We start from the raw sequence: 20,970 nt of genomic DNA, 5'->3' as shown, positions 1-20,970 counted from the left end.
GCGGGACCGGCCGGCTCACGTCAGCACCACCGGTGTGCCGTGCCGGGGACACGGCGCCACCTCGCCGCGCACCCCACCGGCCACCAGGATGTCGACCAGCCGCGGCGAGGACTGCCGCAGCAGGGTGAGGGCCAGGCCGCCGGTGGTGCGCCTGGCGTACACCCGGGGCCAGTCCAGATGCCACCGTCCACAGTGGCCGATCCCGCCGAGGTAGCCGAGCACGGGGTCGTGGATCAGCCCGAACGGGCCGCCGTCCAGCCGGTCGAGGGCGCGGTGCGGGAGCCGGTCGACGCGGTGGGCGAGGTCCTCGGGCAGCGCCGCGACCAGTGCGGCGATCGCCTCGTCCGGCCCGACCGCGGTCACGTTGCCGTTGCGCCGCAACGCGGTCACCACCTCGTCGAGCGCGGCCGGCCGGGTGCCGCCGGTCAGCGACGCCGGGTCGAGCACGCAGCCGCGCAGGGTGTTCGGCAGGTCGGTGGGCGGCCGGGGGATCGCCGGATCGACCACCACCACGAGGGTTCCCGGCCGGGGCGGGCGGGCCAGCGGCAGCACGTGCCCCAGGCCGCGCGCGGGATCGGGACTGGCCGCGCCGCCGGCGAGCGGGACCAGGTCGACCACCTTGCGCACGGCCTCCTCGGCGGTGATCGCACCGCCGTGCGTGCCGGTTCGGCCGGGCACCACAACGGGATCGGTCCGCCCGCCCAGTGCCCAGCGCTCCCGGTAGAGCGGCACGGTCGCGAACGCCGAGCGCACCGCCCGCCGGTAGGCGGCGCGCCACAGGGCGTTGACGCCGGATGTCCACATGGGAGCGGAGTATGCATGAGTCCCGGCCGGACAACCCAGGATTCCTTGTGGCAATGGGCCGATCGGTTCAGCGCGGTGCGGGTGTTCGTCGGAAGTGTGCGGCCGAGCGGAGCAATTCCGAGAGGACTTCTCCCGTTTGCGACCTGTCCCGCATATAACTCACTGACCGTTGTCAGCCTGGGGGACAGAAATGGTAACAGAATGCTCTAGATCGACTGTGGCCGGACTCACCCGTCGCGGCGCCCGCCGATGAGCGACACCGCGGCCGCACCCGCCCGCGCCGGGCTCACCGTGGTGATCCCGTGCTTCAACGAGGCGGACAACATCATCCCGTCCTACCAGGAGATCACCGCCGAACTCGGTGACCACGACCTGGAACTGCTCTATGTGGACGATGGCAGCACCGACGAGACCCTGGCCAGGGTGCGCGCACTGGCCGGCACCGACTCGCGGGTCCAGTTCATCTCGTTCACCCGCAACTTCGGCTTCGAGGCCGCGTTCTCCGCGGGCTACCGGTACGCCCGCCAGCCCTGGGTGCTGCACGTCGACGCCGACCAGCAGTTCCCCGCCGCCGAGGCGCGCAAGCTGATCGCCGCGGCCGACCAGGGCTACGACGCGGTGTTCGGGGTGCGCACCAACCGCAAGGACCCGTTGCCGCGCCGCTGGGGCACGACGGCGTTCCACGTCCTCGCGCGGTGGCTGCGCGTCGAACTGCCCCGGGGCGCCACCGCGTTCCGGCTGGTGCGCGCGCCGCTGGCGCGCGCCGTGGTGGACCTGCGCCTGGGCACGCCCTACTTCCTGGCCACCGTGCCCCGGCTGACCAGCCGGTACACCACGGTCGCGGTCGGCCACCGGGCGCGCCAGCGCGGCCGGTCCAAGGTCGGGTACGCGTTCCTGGCCAGGCACGCCATCGAGCTGTTCGTCGGCTACACCCGGCGGCTCACCACGGCGGCGTCGGTGGGCGCGCTGCTGGCGGCCGGCTGCGCCGCGCTGGCCGGGCTGGGCGCCGCGGTGGGCCTGCTCACCGGCCGCGCCGCGGCGGCGGCCGTGTTCGGGCTGTTGGCCGTGGTGCTGGTGGCGCTGTCGATGACCGTGCGCTACCTGGTCGCGGTCGGCGCGGGCCAGCCAAGGCCCCGGCTGTACTACATCAGGGAGGCCAGCCTGCCGGTGGACCCGGCCGAGCTGCTGTTCGGTGATCCCCGGCCAGCTGAGCCCGGGCCAGGCGGGTCCGGGCCAGGCGGGTCCGGGTCAGAAGGGGCAGGGGCAGACGAGTCCGGGCCAGGTGGGGCTCGGGCGGGAGCGTCCTGGGCGGGGGACGCGCGGATCGCCCAGCCGCGCGGTCCCGGCCAGCACGGTCCGGCCGGGGCGCTGGTCGAGGAGCGTGCGCGGTGAAGACGCTCGTCGTGCTCGGCGGGGCGGACGGCTCCGTCGGGACCTACCAGCGCGCCCGGGAACTGGGCTACCGGACCATCTGCGTGGACGTGCGGCCGGGCGCCCCCGGTGTGGCCGTCGCCGACGAGTACCTCCAGGCCAGCGTGCGGGCGCCGGAGCGGGTCGCGGCGGCACTGCTGGGCCGCACCGACATCGTCGGGGTGACCTGCCCGGCCAGTGACGTGGGCCTGCCCGCCCTGGCCTGGCTCGGCCAGCACTGGAAACTGCCCAACCGGCTGCCCGGGCCGGCGGTGGCGGCCTCGATCGACAAGGCCGCGTTCCGGGCCGTCTGCGCCCGGCTCGGACTGCCCAGCTACCGCAGCGCGGCCGGAACGCCCGGACCGGACCTGCTGGCCGCCGCGAGCCGGCTGCGGTTTCCCACCCTGGTCAAACCGGTGGACGCGTCCGGCAGCCGGGGGGTGGTGTCCTGCGCCAGCCCCGGCCGGCTGGCCGCGGCCGTGGCCGAGTCGGTGGCGTTCTCGGCCACCGGTCGGGTGGTGGTCGAGGAGCACCTCGACGGCACCCCGCTGACCATCGAGGCACTGGTGGTCAACGGCGCGGTGGCCTTCCACGCGGTCACCGAGCGCACCATCACCCCGCCGCCGTTCTTCGTGACCACCTCGCACCTGCTGCCCGCCGCCCTGCCCGCCGGCGCGGACCGCCGGCTGGTCGCCGCGCTGGCGGCGATCTGCGCGGACATCGGCTACCGGGACGGTCCGCTCACCCTGGACGCCGTGCTGGCCAGGGACGGCGAGCTGTACCTGATCGAGATGGGCGCGCGGATGGGCGGCAACGGCCTGGCCGAGCTGGTGCACAGCGGCTGCGGCGTGGACCTGGAGGCCGCCAGCATCGCGTTGGCCGTCGGCGAGGGCGTGGTCCTCGAACCCACCGGGCCGCGCCCGGCCATGGTGCACGTGTTCGCCGCCGACCGGGGCGGGCAGCTGGTCGGCATCACCGGGCTGGCCGAGGTGCGGGCGCTGCCCGAGGTGGTCGAGGTCAGGCTGTTCGCCGAACCGGGCTGCTACGTGCGGCCCTACGCGCAGGCCGGCTACAAGCTGGGCTACGCCGTGCTGGCCAGCGACACCGCGGCCGGCCTGCACCGGGCGCGCCAGCGGGTGCGGGACACGCTGCGGTTCCTGGTGAGCGACCAGGACATGGCGGTGCCGCTGCCGTGACGCGGACCGGGGTGAGCGGCACACCGCGACCGCTGCTGATGGTGCGGCTGCTCGCCGGCCGGGGCAGTTTCCGGCTCGGCGTGCAGGTGATGGCCGTGGTGCTGGCCGCGACCTGGGGCGCGGACGGCTACGGCCGGTTCACCAACGCGCTGGGCGCGTGCAGCTGGCTGGTGTTCGTGCCGACCGCCGCGGAGAAGGCCGCGCTGAAGGTGATCCCGCGGACCAGGCGGATCACCGGCGGCGTGGCCGGCCTGGCGCTGCGCATCGCCGCGGCGCCGGCGCTGGCCCTGGGCGGCGCCCTGCTGGTGGCCCTGCTGGTGGCGCCGGACGGCGCGGTGTCGCTGTACCTGGCCACCGCGTGCTGGTGGACCTGCACCGGGCTGCTGATGACCGTCTCCGGCCTGCACCGGCTGGCCGGGCGGCCCGCGCTGGACGCGGTCGCGTTCGCCGCGGCCGCGGCCGTGGTGGTCGCCGGCACCGCGGCCACCTGGCTGGCCGGGCTGGCGCCGCGCACCCACGTCCTGCTGCTGCTCGCCGGGATCGCGCTGGTCACCGCGACCGCGGTGGCCGCGCTGCCGCGCGGGTGGGTGCGGCCCGGCCGGTCCGGGCGGCGGCTGCTGCCCGCGTTCGGCCGCAGCACCGGGCTGCTCGGCCTGTCCGAACTGCTGGACGCGGCCACCATCTCCGCGATCTACCTGGTGCTGGCCTGGGCCGGCCGGGTGACCGACAGCGGCCCGTTCTACCTGGCGATGATGGTGTCCAGCTTTGTCTGCTCGTTCCTGCTGTACCAGTTCAAACTGCACCAACCGGCCGTGTCGGCGCGGCTGCGCGGCACCGGCGCCGCCGGCGGCCGGGCCAGGGCACTGGCCTGGCTGCGCGCGGCCGAGCGGGCCGGGACGGGTTTCGCGGTGGTCCTGGCCGGGGCGCTGCTCGTGCCCGGCGCCAGGGCCGTGCTGCTCGCCCCGGCCGGGCAGCCGGCCGGACTGGTCGTGCTCGGCGCGCTCACCCTGGCCGAGATGGCCATGGCCATCGTGCTCATGTACGCGGGCTTCCTGTTGGAGAACACCAACAGCCGCGTGCTCACCCTCACCAGCGCGGCCGCGGTGATCCGGTTCGTGGCGAACCTGGTCCTCGCCGTGGCCCTGGTGCCCGCGCTCGGCGCGGTCGGCGGGTTCGCCACCGTGCTGCTCGCCCTGGCGGTCGAGGCGTACGCGCTGCGGCGGATGCTGCTGCGCCAGCATCCCGAACTCGCCGCGCCCACCCCTGGCCGGCAAGCGGCCACCATCCACCACTGATCACTGGAGCACACGATGTACGTTCTCGGCATCAGCCGGGTGCACGACTCGGCCGCGGCACTGGTGCGGGACGGCGAGATCGTCGCCTTCGCCGAGGAGGAGCGGTTCACCCGGGTCAAGCACGACGGCCGGTTCCCGGCCAAGGCGATCCGGTTCTGCCTGGAGCAGGCCGGCATCTCCCTGGGCGAGGTCGACCACGTGGCCTACTACTGGCAGCGCTGGAAGGAACCGCTGCACGCGGCCGCGGTGTTCGCCCGCTACTTCCCGCGGACCCTGGAGGTGTTCCGCAACGACAACGGCGCCGAGGGCGGCCGGGCCGCGGGCCTGCTGCGCACCCTGCGCACCGGCGGCGGCAAGGGCGTGGACGACTACCACGTGGGCGGCGCGGTGCTGGCCCACGTCAAGCGCTCCTACACGCTGGAGCGGGACGTGCGCGCGGCGGTCGGCCACACCGGACCCACCAGGTTCACCGTCCACCTGGTCGACCACCACCGCGCGCACGCGGCCAGCGCCTACCACATCAGCCCGTGGGACGAGGCGGCCATCCTCACCATGGACGGCATCGGCAGCGACGGCACCAGCACCTACCTGGCGCACGGCCGCGGCAACCGCATCACCGACCTGCGGCGGATCAAGTTCCCGCACTCGCTCGGCGCGATGTACGCGATCATCACCGGCTACCTCGGCTTCTACCCGACCCGCGACGAGGGCAAGGTGATGGGCCTGGCCCCGTTCGGCAGGGACACCTACGTGGAGGCGTTCAAGGACCTCATCCACCTCGACCCGGACGGCGGGTTCGAGCTGGATCTGAGCTGGTTCCGCCACCACACCACCGGCAAGCACGTGGTGTCGCGGAAGTTCCTGGACACCTTCGGGCCGGCGCGCCCGCGCACCCGGGTGACCGCCGAGAACCCGGTGCCCCAGCACTACCTGGACATCGCCTACGCGCTGCAGGTGACGCTGGAGGAGGCCGGCCTGCACCTGGCCCGCTGGCTGCAGCGGACCACCGGGTCGACGCGGCTGTGCGTGGCCGGCGGCGTGGCGCTGAACAGCGTGATGAACGGCCGCATCCTGCTGGAGACCCCGTTCGAGGACTTCTTCGCCCAGCCCGCCTCGGCCGACGACGGCTCGGCGCTGGGCGCGGCACTGGAGGTCAGCGTCGGCCGGTACGGGCGCGCCCGGCCCAGGGACGGCTTCACCTACACCGGCCCGGAGTTCACCGACGAGCAGTTGGAGGCCGCGCTGCGCGAGGCCGGCGTGGCCTACCGGCGGGTCGACGACATCGCCGCGCACACCGCGGCCAGGATCGCCGACGGGCTGATCGTCGGCTGGTTCCAGGGGCGGATGGAGTGCGGCCCCCGCGCGCTGGGCAACCGGTCGCTGCTGGCCGACCCGCGCGATCCCGAGTCCAAGGCGCGGATGAACGAGAAGGTCAAGCACCGCGAGCCGTTCCGCCCGTTCGCACCGTCCTGTTTGGTCGAACGCGCCGGGGAGTACTTCGCCAGCGACTACCCCTCGCCGGTCATGCTGCTGGTCTTCGACGTGCTGGAGCACCAGCGGGAGAAGGTGCCGGCGATCACCCACGTGGACGGCACGGCCAGGGTGCAGACGGTCAGCCGCAAGGACAACCCCCGCTACTGGGAGCTGATCAGCAGGTTCGCGGAGCTGACCGGCGTGCCGATGGTGATGAACACGTCGTTCAACGACAACGACGAACCCATCGTGGCCACCCCGGCGGACGCGATCGCCTGCTACCTCAAGACCGATGTGGACGCGCTGGCGCTCGGCCCGTTCTGGGTGGAGAAGCCGCGCCAGGAGGGCGACGCCGAGTGAGCACGCGAACGGCGGGCACCTGGGTGGGCGCGCTCTACCGGTGGCGGCGGTGGCTGTGGCTGGTGCCCGCCGTGCCGGCGGCGGCCACCGCGCTGCTGATCATGGTCGTGCTGCCGCCGGACCAGACCCTGGACGACGTCGGCGAGTGGCTGTTCAAGCTGAGCCCGTTCCTGTTCGCGGTGGCCGCGGTCGCGCTGTTCCCCCGGGGGCGGTTCGGCCCGGCCCTGATCGTGCTCGGCGTGGTCGGCTACATGTCCTATGTGGACACCGAACTGGTGATCCGGATCCAGGACTACGGCCGGGCGGCCGCCACCGACGACGACGCGTTCCAGCCGGTCTACCAGTTCGAGCTGTTCGTCACCACGTTCATCGTGCTGCTCGCGCTGCTGGCCTACCGGCTGGGCGGCGGGCGCACGGCCAACGTGCTCAAGACCGGGGTGGCCGCGGTGCTGGTGGTCGTCTCCGGGCTCAACGACCTCACCTTCTGGGCGCTCAACGAGGTGTGGTCGGCCGGCAGCCGGCCCACCGAGCTGCGGTGGGCCTCGCACATCATCGTGTTCCTCGGCGGCCCGCCGAGCGTGCCGGCCGCCGTGGTGTTCATGGTCGTGCACCTGGCCCTGGCCGGCCTGGTCCTGGCCCTGCCGGTGGCCCGCTGGGTGGACCGCGCCCTGGCCACCGGCGCCTAGCGCCGGGTCCGTCCCCCGGAACGCCCGTGCCTAGCCGCGGGCGTCCAGGGGGATGGCGGCGGCCAGGTCGAGGTCGGTGGGCTCGACCAGGACACCGCCGCCGGGCAGCACCACGACCGGGATGTTGGTGCGGCCGCCGGCCAGCTCGACGGCCCGCTGCCGCGCCTGCTCGTCGTGTTCGACGTCGATGTCGGTGAACGGCACCTCGTTGCGGCGCAGCCAGGCCTTGGCACGCCGGCAGTCGCCGCACCAGTCCGCCCCGTACACCACGATCCGCTCGGTCTGTTCGGTCTGTTCGGTGTGTTCGCCCGCCATGAGCGCTGAGCCTACGCCCGGACGGGACCTCAGGGCGCTGCTGCTCGGCCCGCCGTGCCGCGACGACGCCGTGTCCGTGTTCGAGCGTGGTGATGGGGTTGACCCGAGGTGATCGGTCGGTCACCGGGTCGGGACGGGCGGCGAGGTCGTAGTCTGGCAGGCCGTGAGTGTGCTCGTGGTCACCGGAACCGGTACTGGCGTTGGCAAGACCGTCGTCGTCGCCGGGGTGGCGGCACTGGCCGTGGCCGAGGGCCGCCGGGTCGCGGTGCTCAAACCCGCCCAGACCGGCCTGCCCCAGGGCGCGCCGGGCGACGTGCACGAGGTGCGGCGGCTGGTCGGGGCCGGCGCGCTCACCGTCCGGGAGCTGCACCGCTACCCCGACCCGCTGGCGCCGCAGACCGCGGCCCGCCGGTCCGGGTGGCCCGAGCCGGGCCACGCCGAGGTGGCCGCGGCGGTCAGCGCGCTCGCCGCCGAGCACGACCTGGTGCTGGTCGAGGGAACCGGTGGGCTGCTGTCGCGGTTCCGCGCCGACGGCATGACCGTGGCCGACGTGGCGTGGGCGGTGAGCGCGCCGGCGCTGGTGGTGACCGGGACCGGGCTGGACGCGCTCAGCACCACCGCGCTGACCACCGAGGTGCTGGTCCACCGCGGCCTGGAACCGCTGGGGGTGGTGATCGGCCGGTGGCCGGCCGACCCCGACCTGGCGGCCCGGTGCGCCCTGGCGGACCTGCCCGAGTGCGCGGGAACGCCGCTGGCCGGGGTGCTGCCCGAGGGCATGGCCGGGCTGGCGCCGGCCGAGTTCCGCGCGGTGGCGCGCGAGTCGCTGTCGCCGTGGTTCGGTGGCGTGTTCGACCCGGAGGTGTTCGCCGCCAAGCACCACGAGCCCGGGCGGTGAACTCCGCCACGGGCACGCCGCCGGCGGCATGGGCCGGCCTGGTGGCGCGGCCGACGCGTTATGGTCGCGCCAGCAACCCCAGGCAGGCAGCACAGGGAGGTCATGGGTGGCGGAGCAACCGACGGGACAACCGGTTGACCGGGTCGGCCCGGTCCGCGTCGCGCCGGCCGGTGTCGCGTCGACGGTCTTTCTCGCGCCCCTGCCCAGGCGACGGCCCCGGGTGGTGGTCCGCGCCGACCTGCTGCCCGGGCTGAGCGTGCTGGCCGTGGTGGCGCTGCTGGGCGTCCCGCTCGGCTGGCTGTGGTCGCGGCTGGCGCCCGCCGAGCACGTGCTGGTCTACCAGGACGGGCAGCTGCTGCCGCTGACCCTGGAGAGCTACCACCGCTTCGACGACCTGGTGCTGTACCTGCTGCTGGGCCTGGCGGTCGGGGTGGTCACCGGGGTGGCGGTGTGGCTGCTGCGCCGGCGCCGGGGCCCGGTCGTGGTGCTCGCCGCGGTGCTCGGCTCCGGGCTGGCCGCCTGGCTGGGCATGCGCACCGGGCTGTGGCTGGCCGCCGGCCACTACCCGCTGCCGGCCAGCCCCGAGGTCGGTTCGGTGCTGGCGGTGGCACCCCGGCTGGAGAGCGGCTGGGCCGTGCTGACCCAGCCGTTCGGCACGGCGCTGGCCTACGGCTGCCTGGCCGCCTGGAACGGCATGGACGACCTGGGCCGCCGGCTGTGAGAACCCGGGCCGCCCCGGCGGAACCGCTGGTCAGTTCGGGGTGATCTCGGTGGCGTACTCGGCCAGCGGCAGCGGCACCGCGTGCAGCACCCGCAGAAACTCGGTCTCCCGGCACAGCAGCGAGCGGATCATCCGCAGCCGCCGCGCCGGGCTGGTCTCGGCCAGCAGGCGCTGGCGGTCCTCCACCGGCAGCAGCGAGTCGGCGGCCACCAGGTAGGCCAGCAGGTCGGGGTCGGCGGCCGGGGGCGGCGCGGTCCAGTCCTCGCGGTGCCACGCCTGGTCGCAGTAGCGGCGGTGGGCGGCCAGCACGGCCTCGGCGTAGCCGGGCATGGTGCTGGCCTCCTCCTCGGGCGGGTCGGTGTCGGGCAGCCACTCCACCCGGCCGATCAGGTACGGCGCGCCGTCGTGGTCCACGTCCAGCAGCTGGAAGCGCCGCTCGCCCACGGCGATGGCGTCGAACCGGGCGTCGGGCAGCCGGCGGGCCTCGCGGAGCAGGGCGGAGCAGCCCACCTCGTAGAGGGACTCGGCGTTGTCCGGCCCGACCTCCCAGCCCTGTCTGATGGCGACCACACCGAACCGGCGGTCCGGCACCGTGCCCGTCACCAGGTCCGCGACCAGCTGCCGGTAGCGGGGCTCGAAGATGTGCAGCGGAAGCGACGCCCCTGGCAGCAGCACGGTGCCCAGTGGGAACAGGGGAAGCGTCTCGGCCACCCGTTCACGGTACGGCCTGCGCGGCGATTCTTCCCTCCAACCGAGCCCCGCCCCAGGTCAGGACGTGACCGCGCGGCCGGTGTGCACGGTGGTGGCGTTGAGGTAGAACGCGTCGGGGCGGCGCAGCACACCGGTCTCGGCGGTCTCGTCCACCAGTTGCTCCAGCACCTCCCGGTCGTCGGCGGCGAGCTGGTCGCCGGACGCGGTGAGCAGCCGGGTGAGGTGGTCGCGCAGGTACTCGCGGGCCGGCCGGGGCAGCGGCGCGGGCACGTCGGTGAGGAAGGTGCGGGTGCCGGCCGGCTCCAGCCCGGCGCCGGCGAGCAGGGCCGGCCAGTCCTCCACCACGGCGCGGGAGCCGGGCAGGCCCGCGCGCATGTCGGCGAACCAGTGCTCGTTCGCCGCGTCCAGCCTGGCCTGCAGGCCGGGTCGGCCCAGGCCGATGTCGCGGGGCAGGAAGCGCGCGGGCAGGCCGCCCTCGGCGACGGCGAGCAGCCCGCCCGGCCGTACCGAGGCGGCCAGCGCGGTCAGGGCGGCCTGCTGGTCGCCGAGGTGGTGCACGACGCGGCTGACCCAGATCAGATCGGCCGAGCCGAGCGCGGCGAACCCCTCGGGGAACTCGGCCCGCTGAGTGCTGACCCGGTCGGCCACGCCCTGGGCGGCGGCGCGCTCGCGGGCGCGTTCCAGCAGCTCGGGGGCGCCGTCCACGGCCACCACCTCGGCCTGCGGGAAGGCCTGGGCGAGCAGGCAGGTGAGCACGCCTGGCCCGCTGCCCACGTCGAGCACCCGGCGCACCTCGGCCTGGTCGCGGCCGGGCCCGGCGAGCAGCCCGCGCAGCCAGTCCACGGCCTCGGTCATGGCCGCCGAGTCCAGGGTGGCGCCGCGCTCCAGGTGCGTGATCATCCCCGCCCAGTCGAAGTCGTCGCCGTGCCCGTGGCCGTGCCCGTGGCCGTGCCCGTGGCCGCCGTGCCCGTGGTGACCGTGGTCGTGGTGACCGTGCTCGTGCTCGTGCTCGTGCTGGTGCTGGTGTTCGCGCTGGTCGCTCATGGCTGCCGTCCTCCCGTGCGTGGGTCGCGGCCGGGTGGCCGCCCCGGCGGGCAAGCCTGCGGCCCCGCTGGGCGGTGAGGCAAACTTGTTTGCCGTTTTCGCGAAAAACTCGCGCCCGGCTCGGGCCCGTTCAGCGCTGGTCGCGTCCGCCCGGCGGGCGCAGCACCGCGAACGGGTCGGTGACCAGCATGTCCCGCCGGGTGAACCGGAACAGCGCGGCGGGCCGGCCGCCGCTGGGGCCGGGCGGGGCGGTGTCGCCGGTGGGCTCCAGCAGGCCGCGCCGGGCCAGCACGCGCTGCAGGTTGGTGGCGGACACCCGGTAGCCGAGCGCGGCCGAGTACAGCTCGCGCAGCGCCGACACGGTGAACTCCGGCGGGGCCAGGGCGAAGCCCACGTTGGTGTAGGAGAGCTTGGCGCGCAGCCGGTCGCGGGCGCGCAGCACGATCGCCCCGTGGTCGAAGGCGGCCGGCGGCAGGGCGTCCACCGCGTGCCAGGCGGTGTCCTCGGGCACCTCCGGGTCCACGTCGCTGGGCACCAGGCCGAGGAACGCGGTGGCGAGGACCCGGGGGCCGGGCACCCGGTCCGGGGCGCTGAACACGGCGAGCTGTTCGACGTGGGCGAGCTGGCGGACGTCGACCTTGACGGCGAGCTGGCGGCGGATCGAGGCCTCCACGTCCTCGTGCTCGCCGAGCCGCCCGCCGGGCAGCGCCCACCGCCCGGCCTGCGGTGCCCTGGCCCGCTGCCACAGCAGCACCTGGAGTGATCCGCATCGCACCTGGAGCACCGCGGCCAGCACCTCGTGGCCGAGTAGGCCCGATCGGGTGATAGCATCGACCATGTTTTCGATCCTAAGGCGAAAACCCTCGGGAGCGGAAATCCGCAGGACGGCATCCCTGACTGCGGGGTACGACGCAAGGAGGAACCATGGCCGCTACAACTTCTGTGGGACAGGCCAGCAGTGCGGTCGCGTTCGGTGGCGTCGAGCCCGACGCGGCGTGGCGGGAGGAGGTGCGGCGCCTGGCCAAGCAGCGCGACGCCGTGCTGCTCGCGCACAACTACCAACTGCCGGAGATCCAGGACATCGCCGACCACACCGGTGACTCCCTGGCTCTGAGCCGGATCGCCGCGGCCAGCGACGCGTCGACCATCGTCTTCTGCGGCGTGCACTTCATGGCCGAGACGGCCAAGATCCTCAGCCCGGACAAGACCGTGCTCATCCCGGACGCCAGGGCCGGCTGCTCGCTGGCCGACTCCATCACCGCCGAGCAGCTGCGCGCCTGGAAGGCCGAGCACCCCGGCGCGGTCGTGGTGTCCTACGTCAACACCACCGCCGAGGTGAAGGCCGAGACCGACATCTGCTGCACCTCGTCCAACGCGGTGGAGGTGGTCCAGTCGATCCCGGCCGACCGGGAGGTGCTGTTCTGCCCCGACCAGTTCCTCGGCGCGCACGTGCGCCGGGTGACCGGCCGGGACAACATCCACGTCTGGGCCGGCGAGTGCCACGTGCACGCCGGCATCAACGGCCCCGAGCTGGCCGAGCGGGCCGCGGCGCGGCCGGACGCCGACCTGTTCATCCACCCGGAGTGCGGCTGCGCCACCTCCGCGCTGTACCTGGCCGGGGAGGGCGCGGTGCCCGCCGAGCGGGTGAAGATCCTGTCCACCGGCGGCATGCTGGACGAGGCCAGGGCCACCAGGGCCAGGTCCGTGCTGGTGGCCACCGAGGTCGGCATGCTGCACCAGCTGCGCAAGGCCGCCCCCGAGGTGGACTTCCAGGCCGTCAACGACCGCGCGTCCTGCCGCTACATGAAGATGATCACCCCGGCCGCGCTGCTGCGCAGCCTGCGCGAGGGCGTCGACGAGGTGCACGTGGACCCGGACACCGCCGCACGCGCCCGCGACGCCGTGCAGCGGATGATCGCCATCGGCCAGCCCGGCGGCGGGGAGTGATCCGGGTGGACGACCAACTGGGGGCGGCCACCGACCCGCGCTGGGAGGCCGGGGCCGATCTGGTGGTGGTGGGCAGCGGGGTGGCCGGCCTGACCGCCGCGCTGCACGCCCGGTCCCGCGGCCTGCGGGTGCTCGTGGTGACCAAGGCCGAGGCCGACGACGGCAACACCCGCTGGGCCCAGGGCGGGGTGGCCGTGGTGCTGCCCGGCGAGCACGAGCCGGGCGACTCGGTGGCCAGGCACGTCACCGACACCCTGGTCGCCGGCGCCGGGCTGGGCGAGGAGGACGCGGTCGCCGCCATCCTCGCCGACGGCCCGGCCGCGGTGACCCGGCTGCGCCGCTGGGGCGCGGTGTTCGACCAGACCGCCGAGGGCGTGCTGGCCAGGGGCCGGGAGGGCGGGCACAGCGCGTTCCGCGTGGTGCACGCCGGCGGCGACGCCACCGGCGCCGAGGTGGAGCGGGCCCTGCTGGCCTGCGCCCGCGACGGCCGGGTGCCCGTGCTGGAGCGGCACGTGGCCGTGGACGCGCTGCGCACCCCGGCCGGCGCGGTGTGCGGGCTGCTGGTGCTGGACGCGGACGGCGTGCCCGGCCTGCTGCGCGCCCCGGCCGTGCTGCTGGCCACCGGTGGGCTCGGCCAGCTCTACCAGGCCACCTCCAACCCGGAGGTGGCCACCGGCGACGGCCTGGCCGTGGCGCTGCGGGCCGGCGCGCTCGCCGCCGACCTGGAGTTCTTCCAGTTCCACCCGACCGTGCTCTACACCGGGCGGGGCGCGCGCGGCCGGTGCCCGCTGGTCACCGAGGCGGTGCGGGGCGAGGGCGCGGTGCTGGTGGACGCCACCGGCGCGCGGGTGATGGCCGGTGTGCACCCGCTCGCCGACCTGGCGCCCAGGGACGTGGTGGCCGCCGCGATCACCCGCCGGATGGCCGAGGCGCCCGGCGGCGTGGACGACCACGTGTTCCTGGACGCCACCCACCTGGACGCGGCCACCTTCCGGCGGCGCTTCCCCACGGTGCACGCGGCCTGCCTGGCCGAGGGCGTCGACCCGAGCCGCGACCCCATCCCGGTGGCGCCGGCCGCGCACTTCTCCTGCGGCGGTGTCGTGTCCACAGTGGACGGACGTACCGGGGTGACCGGGCTGTACGTGGCGGGCGAGGTGGCCAGGACCGGGCTGCACGGCGCGAACCGGCTCGCCTCCAACAGCCTGCTGGAGGGGCTGGTGGTCGGCACCAGGGCGGCCGAGGCGGCCCGGGTCGACCTGGCCGCCGGCCGGCTGGTCAGCTGTTCGGCCGCGGTGGCGCCGCCGACGCCGGTGGTGGCCGTGGCCGAGCGGGACAGCCTGCAGCGGGTGATGAGCCGCTACGCGGCGGTCGGCCGGGACGCCGAAGGGCTCGACGTGGTCGGCTCGGTGCTCGACCTGTCCGCAGTGGACAGTCCACTGCGGACGCGTCGGCTGGTGGAGGACGCGGCGCTGACCCTGGCGGCCAGGGCGCTGATCGCCGCGGCCGCCGAGCGCACCGAGTCGCGCGGCTGCCACGTGCGCACCGACTACCCGGACGTGGACGACCGCGCCTGGCGGCGCAGCCTGACCGTCCGGCTCACCCCGTCCGGTCAGCCCGTGCTGGCCGGCCCGGCCCTGACCAGGGAGGCGGCATGACCGAGTTGCCCGCGCTGACGGAGTCGCCGGCGCTGTTCGAGATGTCCCCGGCCGTGCGCGCCGACCTCGCCTCGGCCGGACTGGACGCCGACGAGGTGGGCCGGCTGGTGCGCACCGCGCTGGGCGAGGACCTGCGCTTCGGACCGGACGCCACCACCGAGGCCACCGTGCCGGCCGACGCCGTGGGCACCGCGCGGATCACCCCGCGCCAGCCGGGCACGCTGGCCGGCCTGCCCGTGCTGCTGGCCGTGTTCGACGCCGTGCTCGGCCCGGACCACGAGGTGCTGTCCCGCCGGGCCGACGGCGACCGGCTGGCCCCCGGCGAGCCGGCGGTGGTGGTGCGCGGCCGGGTCCGCGGGCTGCTGACCGCGGAGCGCACCGCGCTGAACCTGGTCTGCCACCTGTCCGGGGTGGCCACGGCCACCGCCGCCTGGGTGGACGCGATCGCCGGCACCGGCGCGGCCGTGCGCGACTCCCGCAAGACCCTGCCCGGCCTGCGGGCCCTGCAGAAGTACGCGGTGCGCTGCGGCGGCGGCGTCAACCACCGGCTCGCCCTCGGTGACGCCGTGCTGATCAAGGACAACCACGTGCGCGCCGCCGGCTCGGTGACCGCGGCGCTGGCCTCGGTGCGGGCGCACGCCCCGCACCTGCCGTGCGAGGTGGAGGTGGACACCCTCGACCAGCTCGACGAGGTGCTCGCGGCCGGCGCGGAACTGGTGCTGCTGGACAACTTCAGCCCGGCCGAGTGCGCCGAGGCGGTCCGGCGGGTGCGGGCGGCCGGCACGGCCACCCGGCTGGAGGCGTCCGGCGGCCTGACCCTGGCCGTGGCCAGGGAGTACGCCGCCACCGGCGTGGACTACCTGTCGGTCGGCGGGCTCACCCACTCCTCGCCCGCGCTGGACCTGGGCATGGACCTGGACTGAGGCAGGTGGGCCGGCCCGTCACCCCGGGCCGGCCCCGCCCTGACTCGGTCCGGCCGCCCGGTTCACCCGAATGGCCCTGCGCGAACGTGCAACTCGCGGGGTTTGCACAGTCAACTCGCGCGGGGTGGGGTGGGGCTCCAGCGGTAGGTGTCGTGTTCGTCGAGGGTGATCGGCTCGGTGGTGGTCGTGGTCACGGCGAAGGTGAACTCGCGGACGTGCGCACCGCTGAGCGCCGAGGTGTAGTCGACCGCGCCGAGGTAGTCGGCAATGCCGGTGACGGCCAGCCCGGTCTCCTCCCGGACCTCGCGCACCAGAGCCTGGTCCAGGGTCTCGCCCGGATCCACCTTGCCGCCGGGCAGCTCGAACTCCCCGCCGCGGAACGCGCCCGGTGGGCGGCGCAGCAGCAGCACGCGGCCGCCGCGCCGCACCACCGCGCGCACGATCACCTGGCGCACGCCCTCGGCCGAGGCGGTGGCGGCCAGGTCGGCCAGGAACGCGGCGCTGATCACCCGGTCAGCGTAGAAGACGCGGCAGCGCCGACGGGGGCGCGCCCGGCGCCGGGCGGGGGACCAGCGCGCCGTTTCGACGTGGTTCTCTTTGCCCGCCTCCGCCAGTAAACTCGCAGATCAACAAGTGTCGTCCCCGCACACGCGGGGGTGTTCCCGTCGGCGTCCGGGGCTTCCTGTCGGCCACCGCGTCGTCCCCGCACACGCGGGGGTGTTCCCCCGTCGTTGGATCGCCAGGTCTTGACCGCGAAGTCGTCCCCGCACACGCGGGGGTGTTCCCTGACGGTGGCGATTTGGGTAGCCGCTCCGCCGGTCGTCCCCGCACACGCGGGGGTGTTCCCCGGCGGGACTCCAAGAACTGCGCGTCCCTGTAGTCGTCCCCGCACACGCGGGGGTGTTCCCAGACCACCGTCCAACTCTGCATCGCCCTCACCGTCGTCCCCGCACACGCGGGGGTGTTCCGGTCTCGCGCGTCCGGCGGGCGGTTGACCTGATGTCGTCCCCGCACACGCGGGGGTGTTCCGGCCGACCAGGACACGATGGGCGAGATCCGGCGGTCGTCCCCGCACACGCGGGGGTGTTCTGCGGTCTTCTCCAGGTGACGGAGTAGTGCCACCGTCGTCCCCGCACGCGCGGGGGTGTTCCCTCGGCGCTGAACACAGGCATTCGACTGTGGGAGTCGTCCCCGCACACGCGGGGGTGTTCCCGTGAGTACGAGGTCAGCGAGGACATCGAGGGGGTCGTCCCCGCACACGCGGGGGTGTTCCTGGGCAGCCAAATTCGTGGCCTTGGAGAGATCCGTCGTCCCCGCACACGCGGGGGTATTCCGACGCTACGGTTGCACTTCAGGCAGGATCATGCGTCGTCCCCGCGCGTGCCGGGGTTCCAGGGGGTGACCAGGCCGGCGGGCTGGCCAGCTGGTGGGTCAGCGCAGGCGGCGGTTGGCCAGCACCGGGATGGTCTGGCGGGCCTGGTCGACCAGGTCGGGCTCCAGGTCCACCAGCAGCATGTCCGGGCCCTCGCCCAGCTGCGCGGGCACGTCGCCGAACGGGTCGGCCACCATGCTGCAGCCGATGCCGGTGGGCGCGCTGTCGCTGGGCGGGGTCACCCCGGCCGCGGCCGGGTCGGCCTGGCCGCAGGCCAGCACCCACGAGGTGCTGTCCAGTGCCCTGGCGCGGACCAGCAGCTCCCACTGCTCGCGCTTGCCCGGCCCGGCGCCCCAGGACGCGGCCACCAGGACCGCGATGGCGCCCTGGTCGGCCAGCGCCCGGAACAGCTCGGGGAAGCGCACGTCGTAGCAGGTGGCCACGCCCAGGGTGAGGCCGTCCACGGTCACGGTGAGCGGCTGCTCGCCGGGCGCGACCGTGCGCGACTCCTGGAAGCCGAACGCGTCGTAGAGGTGGATCTTGCGGTAGCCGGTGTGCACGCCCTCGCCGGTGACCAGCAGGGTGTTGTAGACCCGGCCGTCCGGGGCCGGCTCGAACATGCCGGCCACCACCAGCACGCCGTGCGCGTCGGCGATGGCGCTCACCGCGCTGGCCCACGGCCCGTCCAGCGGCTGGGCGATCGGCGCCAGTGGCACGCCGAAGCAGGCCATCGTGGCCTCGGGCAGCAGCACCACGCGGGCGCCGTCGGCGGCGGCCTCGCGCACCGCCTCCCGCACCAGCTCCAGGTTGGTGTCCGGGTCCGGGGTCGAGGTGATCTGGCAGAGAGCAACGCGCACGGCTTCATCCTCCGGTAGTTGTCGGGACTCGGCACCCCTTGGTCACGCTGTTAGGCTTCGGTATACCAGCGGTATGCAAGGGGGTCGAGCAGTGATCTCGGGGCGGGACAAGGCTTACGAGTACCTCAAGGACACCCTGCTCGCCGATCCCAGCATGCGGGGCCGGTTCATCAGCGAACAGGACGTGGCCAACCGGATCGGCGTGTCGCGCACCCCGATCCGCGAGGCGCTGCTGCTGCTGGCCGCCGAGGACCTGGTGCAGCTGGTGCCCAAGAAGGGCGCGTACGTGGCACCGATGACCGGCCGCGAGATCGCCGAGCTGATGGACCTGCGCGGCATGGTCGAGCGGTACGCGGCCGAGCGGGTGCTGGCGGCCGGGCAGGCGCCGGTCGAGCAGATGCGCCAGGCCCTGGACCGGCAGCGGGAACTGGGCGGCGCGGCCGAGGCCAGGCGGGAGTTCATCGACGTCGACCGCGTGTTCCACACCCACCTGGTGCACGCCGCCGGCAACGGCATGATGACCAGGATGTACGAGGGGCTGCGGGCCAGGCAGGTGCGCTGCGGCGTGATCGCCCTGGACCGGGCGGTGGACCGGCAGCGGGAGGTGCTCGGCGAGCACCAGGCCATCCTGGACGGCCTGGCCGCCGGTGACGTGGCCGCGACCACCGCGGCCATCACCGAGCACCTCCAGGCCACCCTGGCGGTGCTGCTGGGCACCTGAGCCCGCCACCGGTCCGGCCGGCCCGTCAGGCGCCGGGCTCGCTGATGCCCAGCGCGGGCGTGCCGTGCAGCGCGTGGAACTCCTCGTCCTCGGCCTGCGAGCGGTCCTTGCCCAGCGCCAGCCCGACGGCGGTCACCACCGAGGCCACCAGCAGGTAGCAGGCCAGCCCGACCCAGCTGTCGAACTCGGCCAGCAGCAGGGTGAACAGCAGCGGAGCCACGGCACCGCCGATCACCCCGGCCAGGGTGTAGGCCAGCGAGCTGCCGGTGTAGCGCAGCCGGGGGGTGAACTGCTCGCTGATGAACGCCGCCTGCGGGCCGTACATCAGCGAGTGGAGGACCAGGCCGACGACCACGCCGAGCACCAGCAGCGGCAGCGACTTCGTGTTGATCAGCGGGAAGGCCAGGAACGGCCACACCGCGGTGCCGATCACGCCGACCAGGTACACGCCCCGGCGGTTGAACCGGTCGGACAGCGCGCCGGCCAGCGGGATGAGCACCACCTGCAGCCCCGAGGCGATCAGCACGGCGGTCACGCCCCAGCCGCGCGGCAGGCCCAGTTCCTGGGTGATGTAGGTCAGCACGAACACGGTGAACAGCGCGTAGAGCACGTCCGGCGCCACCCGGGACAGCACCGAGGCGACCAGTTCGCGGCGCTGGGTCGTCCACACCTCGCGGATCGGCGCGGTGGGCCGGTCGTGGTGCTCGGACAGGGCGCGGAACACCGGGGTCTCCTCCAGGCGGACCCGGATCCACAGGCCGAAGACGACCAGCAGCGCGGACAGCAGGAACGCCACCCGCCAGCCCCAGGAGAGGAACTGCTCGTTGGTCAGCACCCCGCTGACCAGCGCCAGCACCCCGTTGGCCAGCAGGTTGCCGGCCGGCGGGCCGACCTGGGCGGCCGACGCCCAGAAGCCCCGCTGCTTGGGGTTGCCGAACTCGCTGGACAGCAGCACCGCGCCGCCCCACTCGCCGCCGAGGCCGACGCCCTGGGCGAAGCGCAGCAGCACCAGCAGCACGCCGGCGGTGGCGCCGACCGAGCCGTAGGTGGGCAGCAGACCGATCAGCAGGGTGGCGATGCCGGTGATCAGCAGCGTGATCACCAGCACCCGCTTGCGGCCGAGCACGTCGCCGAGCCGGCCGAACACGAACCCGCCCAGCGGTCGGGACACGTAGCCCACGGCGTAGGTGGAGAAGGCCAGCAGCGTGCCGGACAGCGGGTCCTCACTCGGGAAGAACAGCGGGCCGAAGACCAGTGCGGCGGCGGCGTTGTAGACGGCGAAGTCGTACCACTCCAGCGAGGTGCCGGAGAGGCTGGCCAGGAACGCGCGCACCAGCGCACGCCGGTCGGGGGCGGCCGTGGGGACCGCGGCGTTGTCGGACATACCTGGTACCTGGGTTCTGTTGGGCCGGCGATGACGTTGCCAGCCAGGGACAATGTCTGTAATGCTGCCTGTATACAACCCGTATGCGCAATAGCGCGCCCTGGTCCGCGAGGGAGTTTTACGTGGCTGAAATCCGCTTTGACCTGCCCGATGGCCAGCAGGTGTCACTCACCGTGACCACCCTGTTGAATGGCGGCTACGCCGGGCGCAGCCAGGACGACGTGGCCGCGCACGTGGCCGAACTCGCCGAGCTGGGCGTGCCGGCACCGACCACCACCCCCTGCCTGTACCCGGTCGCGCCCTACCTGGCCACCCAGACCGACCAGGTGCCCGTGCAGCACGGCCGCACCTCGGGCGAGGCCGAGTGGGCACTGGTGATCGCCGGCCCGGACGAGCGGGACGTGCTGCTGACGGTGGCCTGCGACCACACCGACCGCGAGCTGGAGGTGCACGGCGTCGCCTGGAGCAAGCAGGCCGGCCCGGACGTGCTCGGCCGGCGCGCCTGGCGCCTGGTGGACGTGGCCGACCGGATCGACGAGATCACCCTGACCGCGTGGGCCGGTGACACCGAGATCCAGCGCGGCACCCTGGCCGAACTGCTCCCGCCGGCGTTCTGGCTGGACCTGCTGCGCGAGCGCGGCCTGCTCACCCCGGGCACGGTGCTGCTGTCCGGCACCATCCCGATGCACGCCGGCGTGGACCAGTTCGCCGACTCCTGGCGGGTGGAGCTGGGCGACCCGGCCACCGGCGACACCATCACCTGCGCCTACCAGGTCACCCGCATGCCCGACCCGATCGGCTGATCACCCCGCCAACCCACCCCCGCCGCGCGAGTCGACTTTGCAAACCAATGCCGGGAAGTTAGGGGTTGGTGGCCGGCGTCAAGAGGTGGTGGGCGAGGTGCGTCTGAGGGGGTTGAAAAGCAGACAACGGAGTTCCTGTAGAACGAGTGTCGACCAAGATCACTCTGTTCGGGAACTCCGTTGCCATACCAGTCTGTCATGCCCCACACCCCACCGGACAGCGCCGGGGTGTTCGCCCCGGGACACCTGGGTGAACTCACCCAGCTCGTCACTCCCGCCCTGGTCGACCAGGTACTGTCGCTGACCCGCCGAACCCAACAGCGCGTCCGCATGCTGCCCGCCCGGGTCATGGTGTACTTCGTGCTGGCCATGGCCCTGTTCCCCAGACAGGGCTACCG

Annotated in this window: 21 protein-coding genes and 1 CRISPR repeat array; of the genes, 13 read left to right on the top strand and 8 right to left on the bottom strand. The window is 74.2% G+C overall.

Annotated elements, in window-relative coordinates; all coding sequences use genetic code 11:
- Nucleotides 1–15: 15 nt before the first annotated feature.
- Complete coding sequence (locus LX83_RS32445) at nt 16–804, bottom strand: hypothetical protein (RefSeq protein WP_253778378.1); 789 nt, start codon at nt 802–804, stop codon at nt 16–18.
- Nucleotides 805–1,053: 249 nt separating this feature from the next.
- Here LX83_RS32445 and LX83_RS32440 point away from each other — a divergent pair, with 249 nt between their 5' ends.
- From LX83_RS32440 to LX83_RS32420, 5 genes are read left to right on the top strand one after another with little or no spacing between them, the layout of a single operon-like run.
- Nucleotides 1,054–2,196, top strand: coding sequence for a glycosyltransferase family 2 protein (locus LX83_RS32440; RefSeq protein ID WP_253778376.1), 1,143 nt, complete (start codon nt 1,054–1,056; stop codon nt 2,194–2,196).
- Entirely contained in the window at nt 2,193–3,410 is a 1,218-nt protein-coding gene (locus LX83_RS32435; protein ID WP_253778372.1) for an ATP-grasp domain-containing protein, read from the top strand. The genes LX83_RS32440 and LX83_RS32435 overlap by 4 nt, the downstream gene beginning before the upstream one ends.
- A complete protein-coding gene (locus LX83_RS32430) occupies nt 3,407–4,705 on the top strand; it encodes a hypothetical protein (protein ID WP_308204097.1) in 1,299 nt (432 codons plus the stop codon). Before LX83_RS32435 ends, LX83_RS32430 begins: the two co-directional genes overlap by 4 nt.
- Nucleotides 4,706–4,720: 15 nt before the next feature.
- Nucleotides 4,721–6,538, top strand: a complete 1,818-nt coding sequence (locus LX83_RS32425) for a carbamoyltransferase family protein (RefSeq protein WP_253778370.1) — start codon at nt 4,721–4,723, stop codon at nt 6,536–6,538.
- On the top strand, nt 6,535–7,224 hold the full coding sequence (locus tag LX83_RS32420) for a hypothetical protein (protein WP_253778369.1): 690 nt from the start codon (nt 6,535–6,537) through the stop codon (nt 7,222–7,224). The genes LX83_RS32425 and LX83_RS32420 overlap by 4 nt, the downstream gene beginning before the upstream one ends.
- Nucleotides 7,225–7,254: 30 nt before the next feature.
- On the opposite strand, the gene LX83_RS32415 is transcribed toward LX83_RS32420, so the two are convergent.
- Complete coding sequence (locus tag LX83_RS32415; RefSeq protein ID WP_253778366.1) at nt 7,255–7,539, bottom strand: glutaredoxin family protein; 285 nt, start codon at nt 7,537–7,539, stop codon at nt 7,255–7,257.
- A gap of 163 nt (nt 7,540–7,702) precedes the next feature.
- On the opposite strand from LX83_RS32415, the gene bioD reads away from it, so the two are divergent.
- Nucleotides 7,703–8,434 (top strand): ATP-dependent dethiobiotin synthetase BioD, encoded by a 732-nt coding sequence (bioD, locus tag LX83_RS32410; RefSeq protein WP_253778364.1) that lies wholly within the window; start codon nt 7,703–7,705, stop codon nt 8,432–8,434.
- Nucleotides 8,435–8,540: 106 nt separating this feature from the next.
- Nucleotides 8,541–9,155, top strand: coding sequence for a DUF2567 domain-containing protein (locus tag LX83_RS32405; RefSeq protein WP_308204096.1), 615 nt, complete (start codon nt 8,541–8,543; stop codon nt 9,153–9,155).
- Between the two features lie 30 nt (nt 9,156–9,185).
- Here the strand turns inward: LX83_RS32405 and LX83_RS32400 are convergent, their stop codons facing one another.
- The 3 genes from LX83_RS32400 to LX83_RS32390 all read right to left on the bottom strand — a co-directional run bounded on the left by LX83_RS32400 (nt 9,186) and on the right by LX83_RS32390 (nt 11,748).
- A complete protein-coding gene (locus tag LX83_RS32400) occupies nt 9,186–9,866 on the bottom strand; it encodes an LON peptidase substrate-binding domain-containing protein (protein ID WP_253778362.1) in 681 nt (226 codons plus the stop codon).
- A 57-nt stretch (nt 9,867–9,923) separates the two neighbouring features.
- The gene (locus tag LX83_RS32395; RefSeq protein WP_253778360.1) at nt 9,924–10,910 is read right to left on the bottom strand and encodes a class I SAM-dependent methyltransferase; all 987 of its coding nucleotides are present in this window, start codon (nt 10,908–10,910) and stop codon (nt 9,924–9,926) included.
- A 130-nt stretch (nt 10,911–11,040) separates the two neighbouring features.
- Nucleotides 11,041–11,748 (bottom strand): NUDIX hydrolase, encoded by a 708-nt coding sequence (locus LX83_RS32390; RefSeq protein ID WP_253778358.1) that lies wholly within the window; start codon nt 11,746–11,748, stop codon nt 11,041–11,043.
- Between the two features lie 86 nt (nt 11,749–11,834).
- On the opposite strand from LX83_RS32390, the gene nadA reads away from it, so the two are divergent.
- Genes nadA through nadC form a run of 3 tightly spaced genes read left to right on the top strand, consistent with a single transcriptional unit; the run spans nt 11,835 to nt 15,435 of the window.
- Complete coding sequence (gene nadA, locus LX83_RS32385; protein ID WP_253778356.1) at nt 11,835–12,857, top strand: quinolinate synthase NadA; 1,023 nt, start codon at nt 11,835–11,837, stop codon at nt 12,855–12,857.
- A gap of 5 nt (nt 12,858–12,862) precedes the next feature.
- Nucleotides 12,863–14,512 (top strand): L-aspartate oxidase, encoded by a 1,650-nt coding sequence (locus LX83_RS32380; RefSeq protein ID WP_253778354.1) that lies wholly within the window; start codon nt 12,863–12,865, stop codon nt 14,510–14,512.
- A gap of 41 nt (nt 14,513–14,553) precedes the next feature.
- Complete coding sequence (gene nadC, locus LX83_RS32375) at nt 14,554–15,435, top strand: carboxylating nicotinate-nucleotide diphosphorylase (protein ID WP_253778761.1); 882 nt, start codon at nt 14,554–14,556, stop codon at nt 15,433–15,435.
- Nucleotides 15,436–15,545: 110 nt separating this feature from the next.
- On the opposite strand, the gene LX83_RS32370 is transcribed toward nadC, so the two are convergent.
- Together LX83_RS32370 and LX83_RS32365 are read right to left on the bottom strand one after the other, a co-directional pair.
- Nucleotides 15,546–15,944: an NUDIX domain-containing protein gene (locus LX83_RS32370; RefSeq protein WP_308204095.1), complete on the bottom strand. Its 399-nt coding sequence runs from the start codon at nt 15,942–15,944 to the stop codon at nt 15,546–15,548.
- 126 nt (nt 15,945–16,070) lie between these two features.
- A CRISPR array of direct repeats spans nt 16,071–16,770; the repeat unit is 29 nt; unit sequence GTCGTCCCCGCACACGCGGGGGTGTTCCC.
- A 96-nt stretch (nt 16,771–16,866) separates the two neighbouring features.
- Nucleotides 16,867–17,664 (bottom strand): carbon-nitrogen hydrolase family protein, encoded by a 798-nt coding sequence (locus LX83_RS32365; RefSeq protein WP_253778352.1) that lies wholly within the window; start codon nt 17,662–17,664, stop codon nt 16,867–16,869.
- Nucleotides 17,665–17,755: 91 nt separating this feature from the next.
- Here LX83_RS32365 and LX83_RS32360 point away from each other — a divergent pair, with 91 nt between their 5' ends.
- Nucleotides 17,756–18,385 (top strand): GntR family transcriptional regulator, encoded by a 630-nt coding sequence (locus LX83_RS32360; protein ID WP_253778350.1) that lies wholly within the window; start codon nt 17,756–17,758, stop codon nt 18,383–18,385.
- 25 nt (nt 18,386–18,410) lie between these two features.
- On the opposite strand, the gene LX83_RS32355 is transcribed toward LX83_RS32360, so the two are convergent.
- Nucleotides 18,411–19,769: an MFS transporter gene (locus tag LX83_RS32355; protein ID WP_253778348.1), complete on the bottom strand. Its 1,359-nt coding sequence runs from the start codon at nt 19,767–19,769 to the stop codon at nt 18,411–18,413.
- A gap of 122 nt (nt 19,770–19,891) precedes the next feature.
- Here LX83_RS32355 and LX83_RS32350 point away from each other — a divergent pair, with 122 nt between their 5' ends.
- Nucleotides 19,892–20,572, top strand: a complete 681-nt coding sequence (locus LX83_RS32350; RefSeq protein WP_253778346.1) for a DUF2848 domain-containing protein — start codon at nt 19,892–19,894, stop codon at nt 20,570–20,572.
- A 198-nt stretch (nt 20,573–20,770) separates the two neighbouring features.
- Nucleotides 20,771–20,970, top strand: a 200-nt coding sequence (locus LX83_RS32345; protein WP_253777129.1) for a transposase domain-containing protein, incomplete at its 3' end; no start/stop codon positions are given.

Source organism: Goodfellowiella coeruleoviolacea, from assembly GCF_024171785.1.
GTDB classification, from domain to species: domain Bacteria; phylum Actinomycetota; class Actinomycetes; order Mycobacteriales; family Pseudonocardiaceae; genus Goodfellowiella; species Goodfellowiella coeruleoviolacea.
This window is presented reverse-complemented; position numbering and strand designations above follow the sequence as displayed.

Excerpts from the sequence above, each read along its gene's own strand:
- LX83_RS32445 (WP_253778378.1), bottom strand. The coding sequence starts at position 804 with ATGTGGACATCCGGCGTCAACGCCCTGTGGCGCGCCGCCTACCGGCGG.
- LX83_RS32440 (WP_253778376.1), top strand. The coding sequence starts at position 1,054 with ATGAGCGACACCGCGGCCGCACCCGCCCGCGCCGGGCTCACCGTGGTG.
- LX83_RS32425 (WP_253778370.1), top strand. The coding sequence starts at position 4,721 with ATGTACGTTCTCGGCATCAGCCGGGTGCACGACTCGGCCGCGGCACTG.
- LX83_RS32415 (WP_253778366.1), bottom strand. The coding sequence starts at position 7,539 with ATGGCGGGCGAACACACCGAACAGACCGAACAGACCGAGCGGATCGTG.
- LX83_RS32395 (WP_253778360.1), bottom strand. The coding sequence starts at position 10,910 with ATGAGCGACCAGCGCGAACACCAGCACCAGCACGAGCACGAGCACGAG.
- LX83_RS32390 (WP_253778358.1), bottom strand. The coding sequence starts at position 11,748 with ATGGTCGATGCTATCACCCGATCGGGCCTACTCGGCCACGAGGTGCTG.
- nadA (WP_253778356.1), top strand. The coding sequence starts at position 11,835 with ATGGCCGCTACAACTTCTGTGGGACAGGCCAGCAGTGCGGTCGCGTTC.
- nadC (WP_253778761.1), top strand. The coding sequence starts at position 14,554 with ATGTCCCCGGCCGTGCGCGCCGACCTCGCCTCGGCCGGACTGGACGCC.
- LX83_RS32355 (WP_253778348.1), bottom strand. The coding sequence starts at position 19,769 with ATGTCCGACAACGCCGCGGTCCCCACGGCCGCCCCCGACCGGCGTGCG.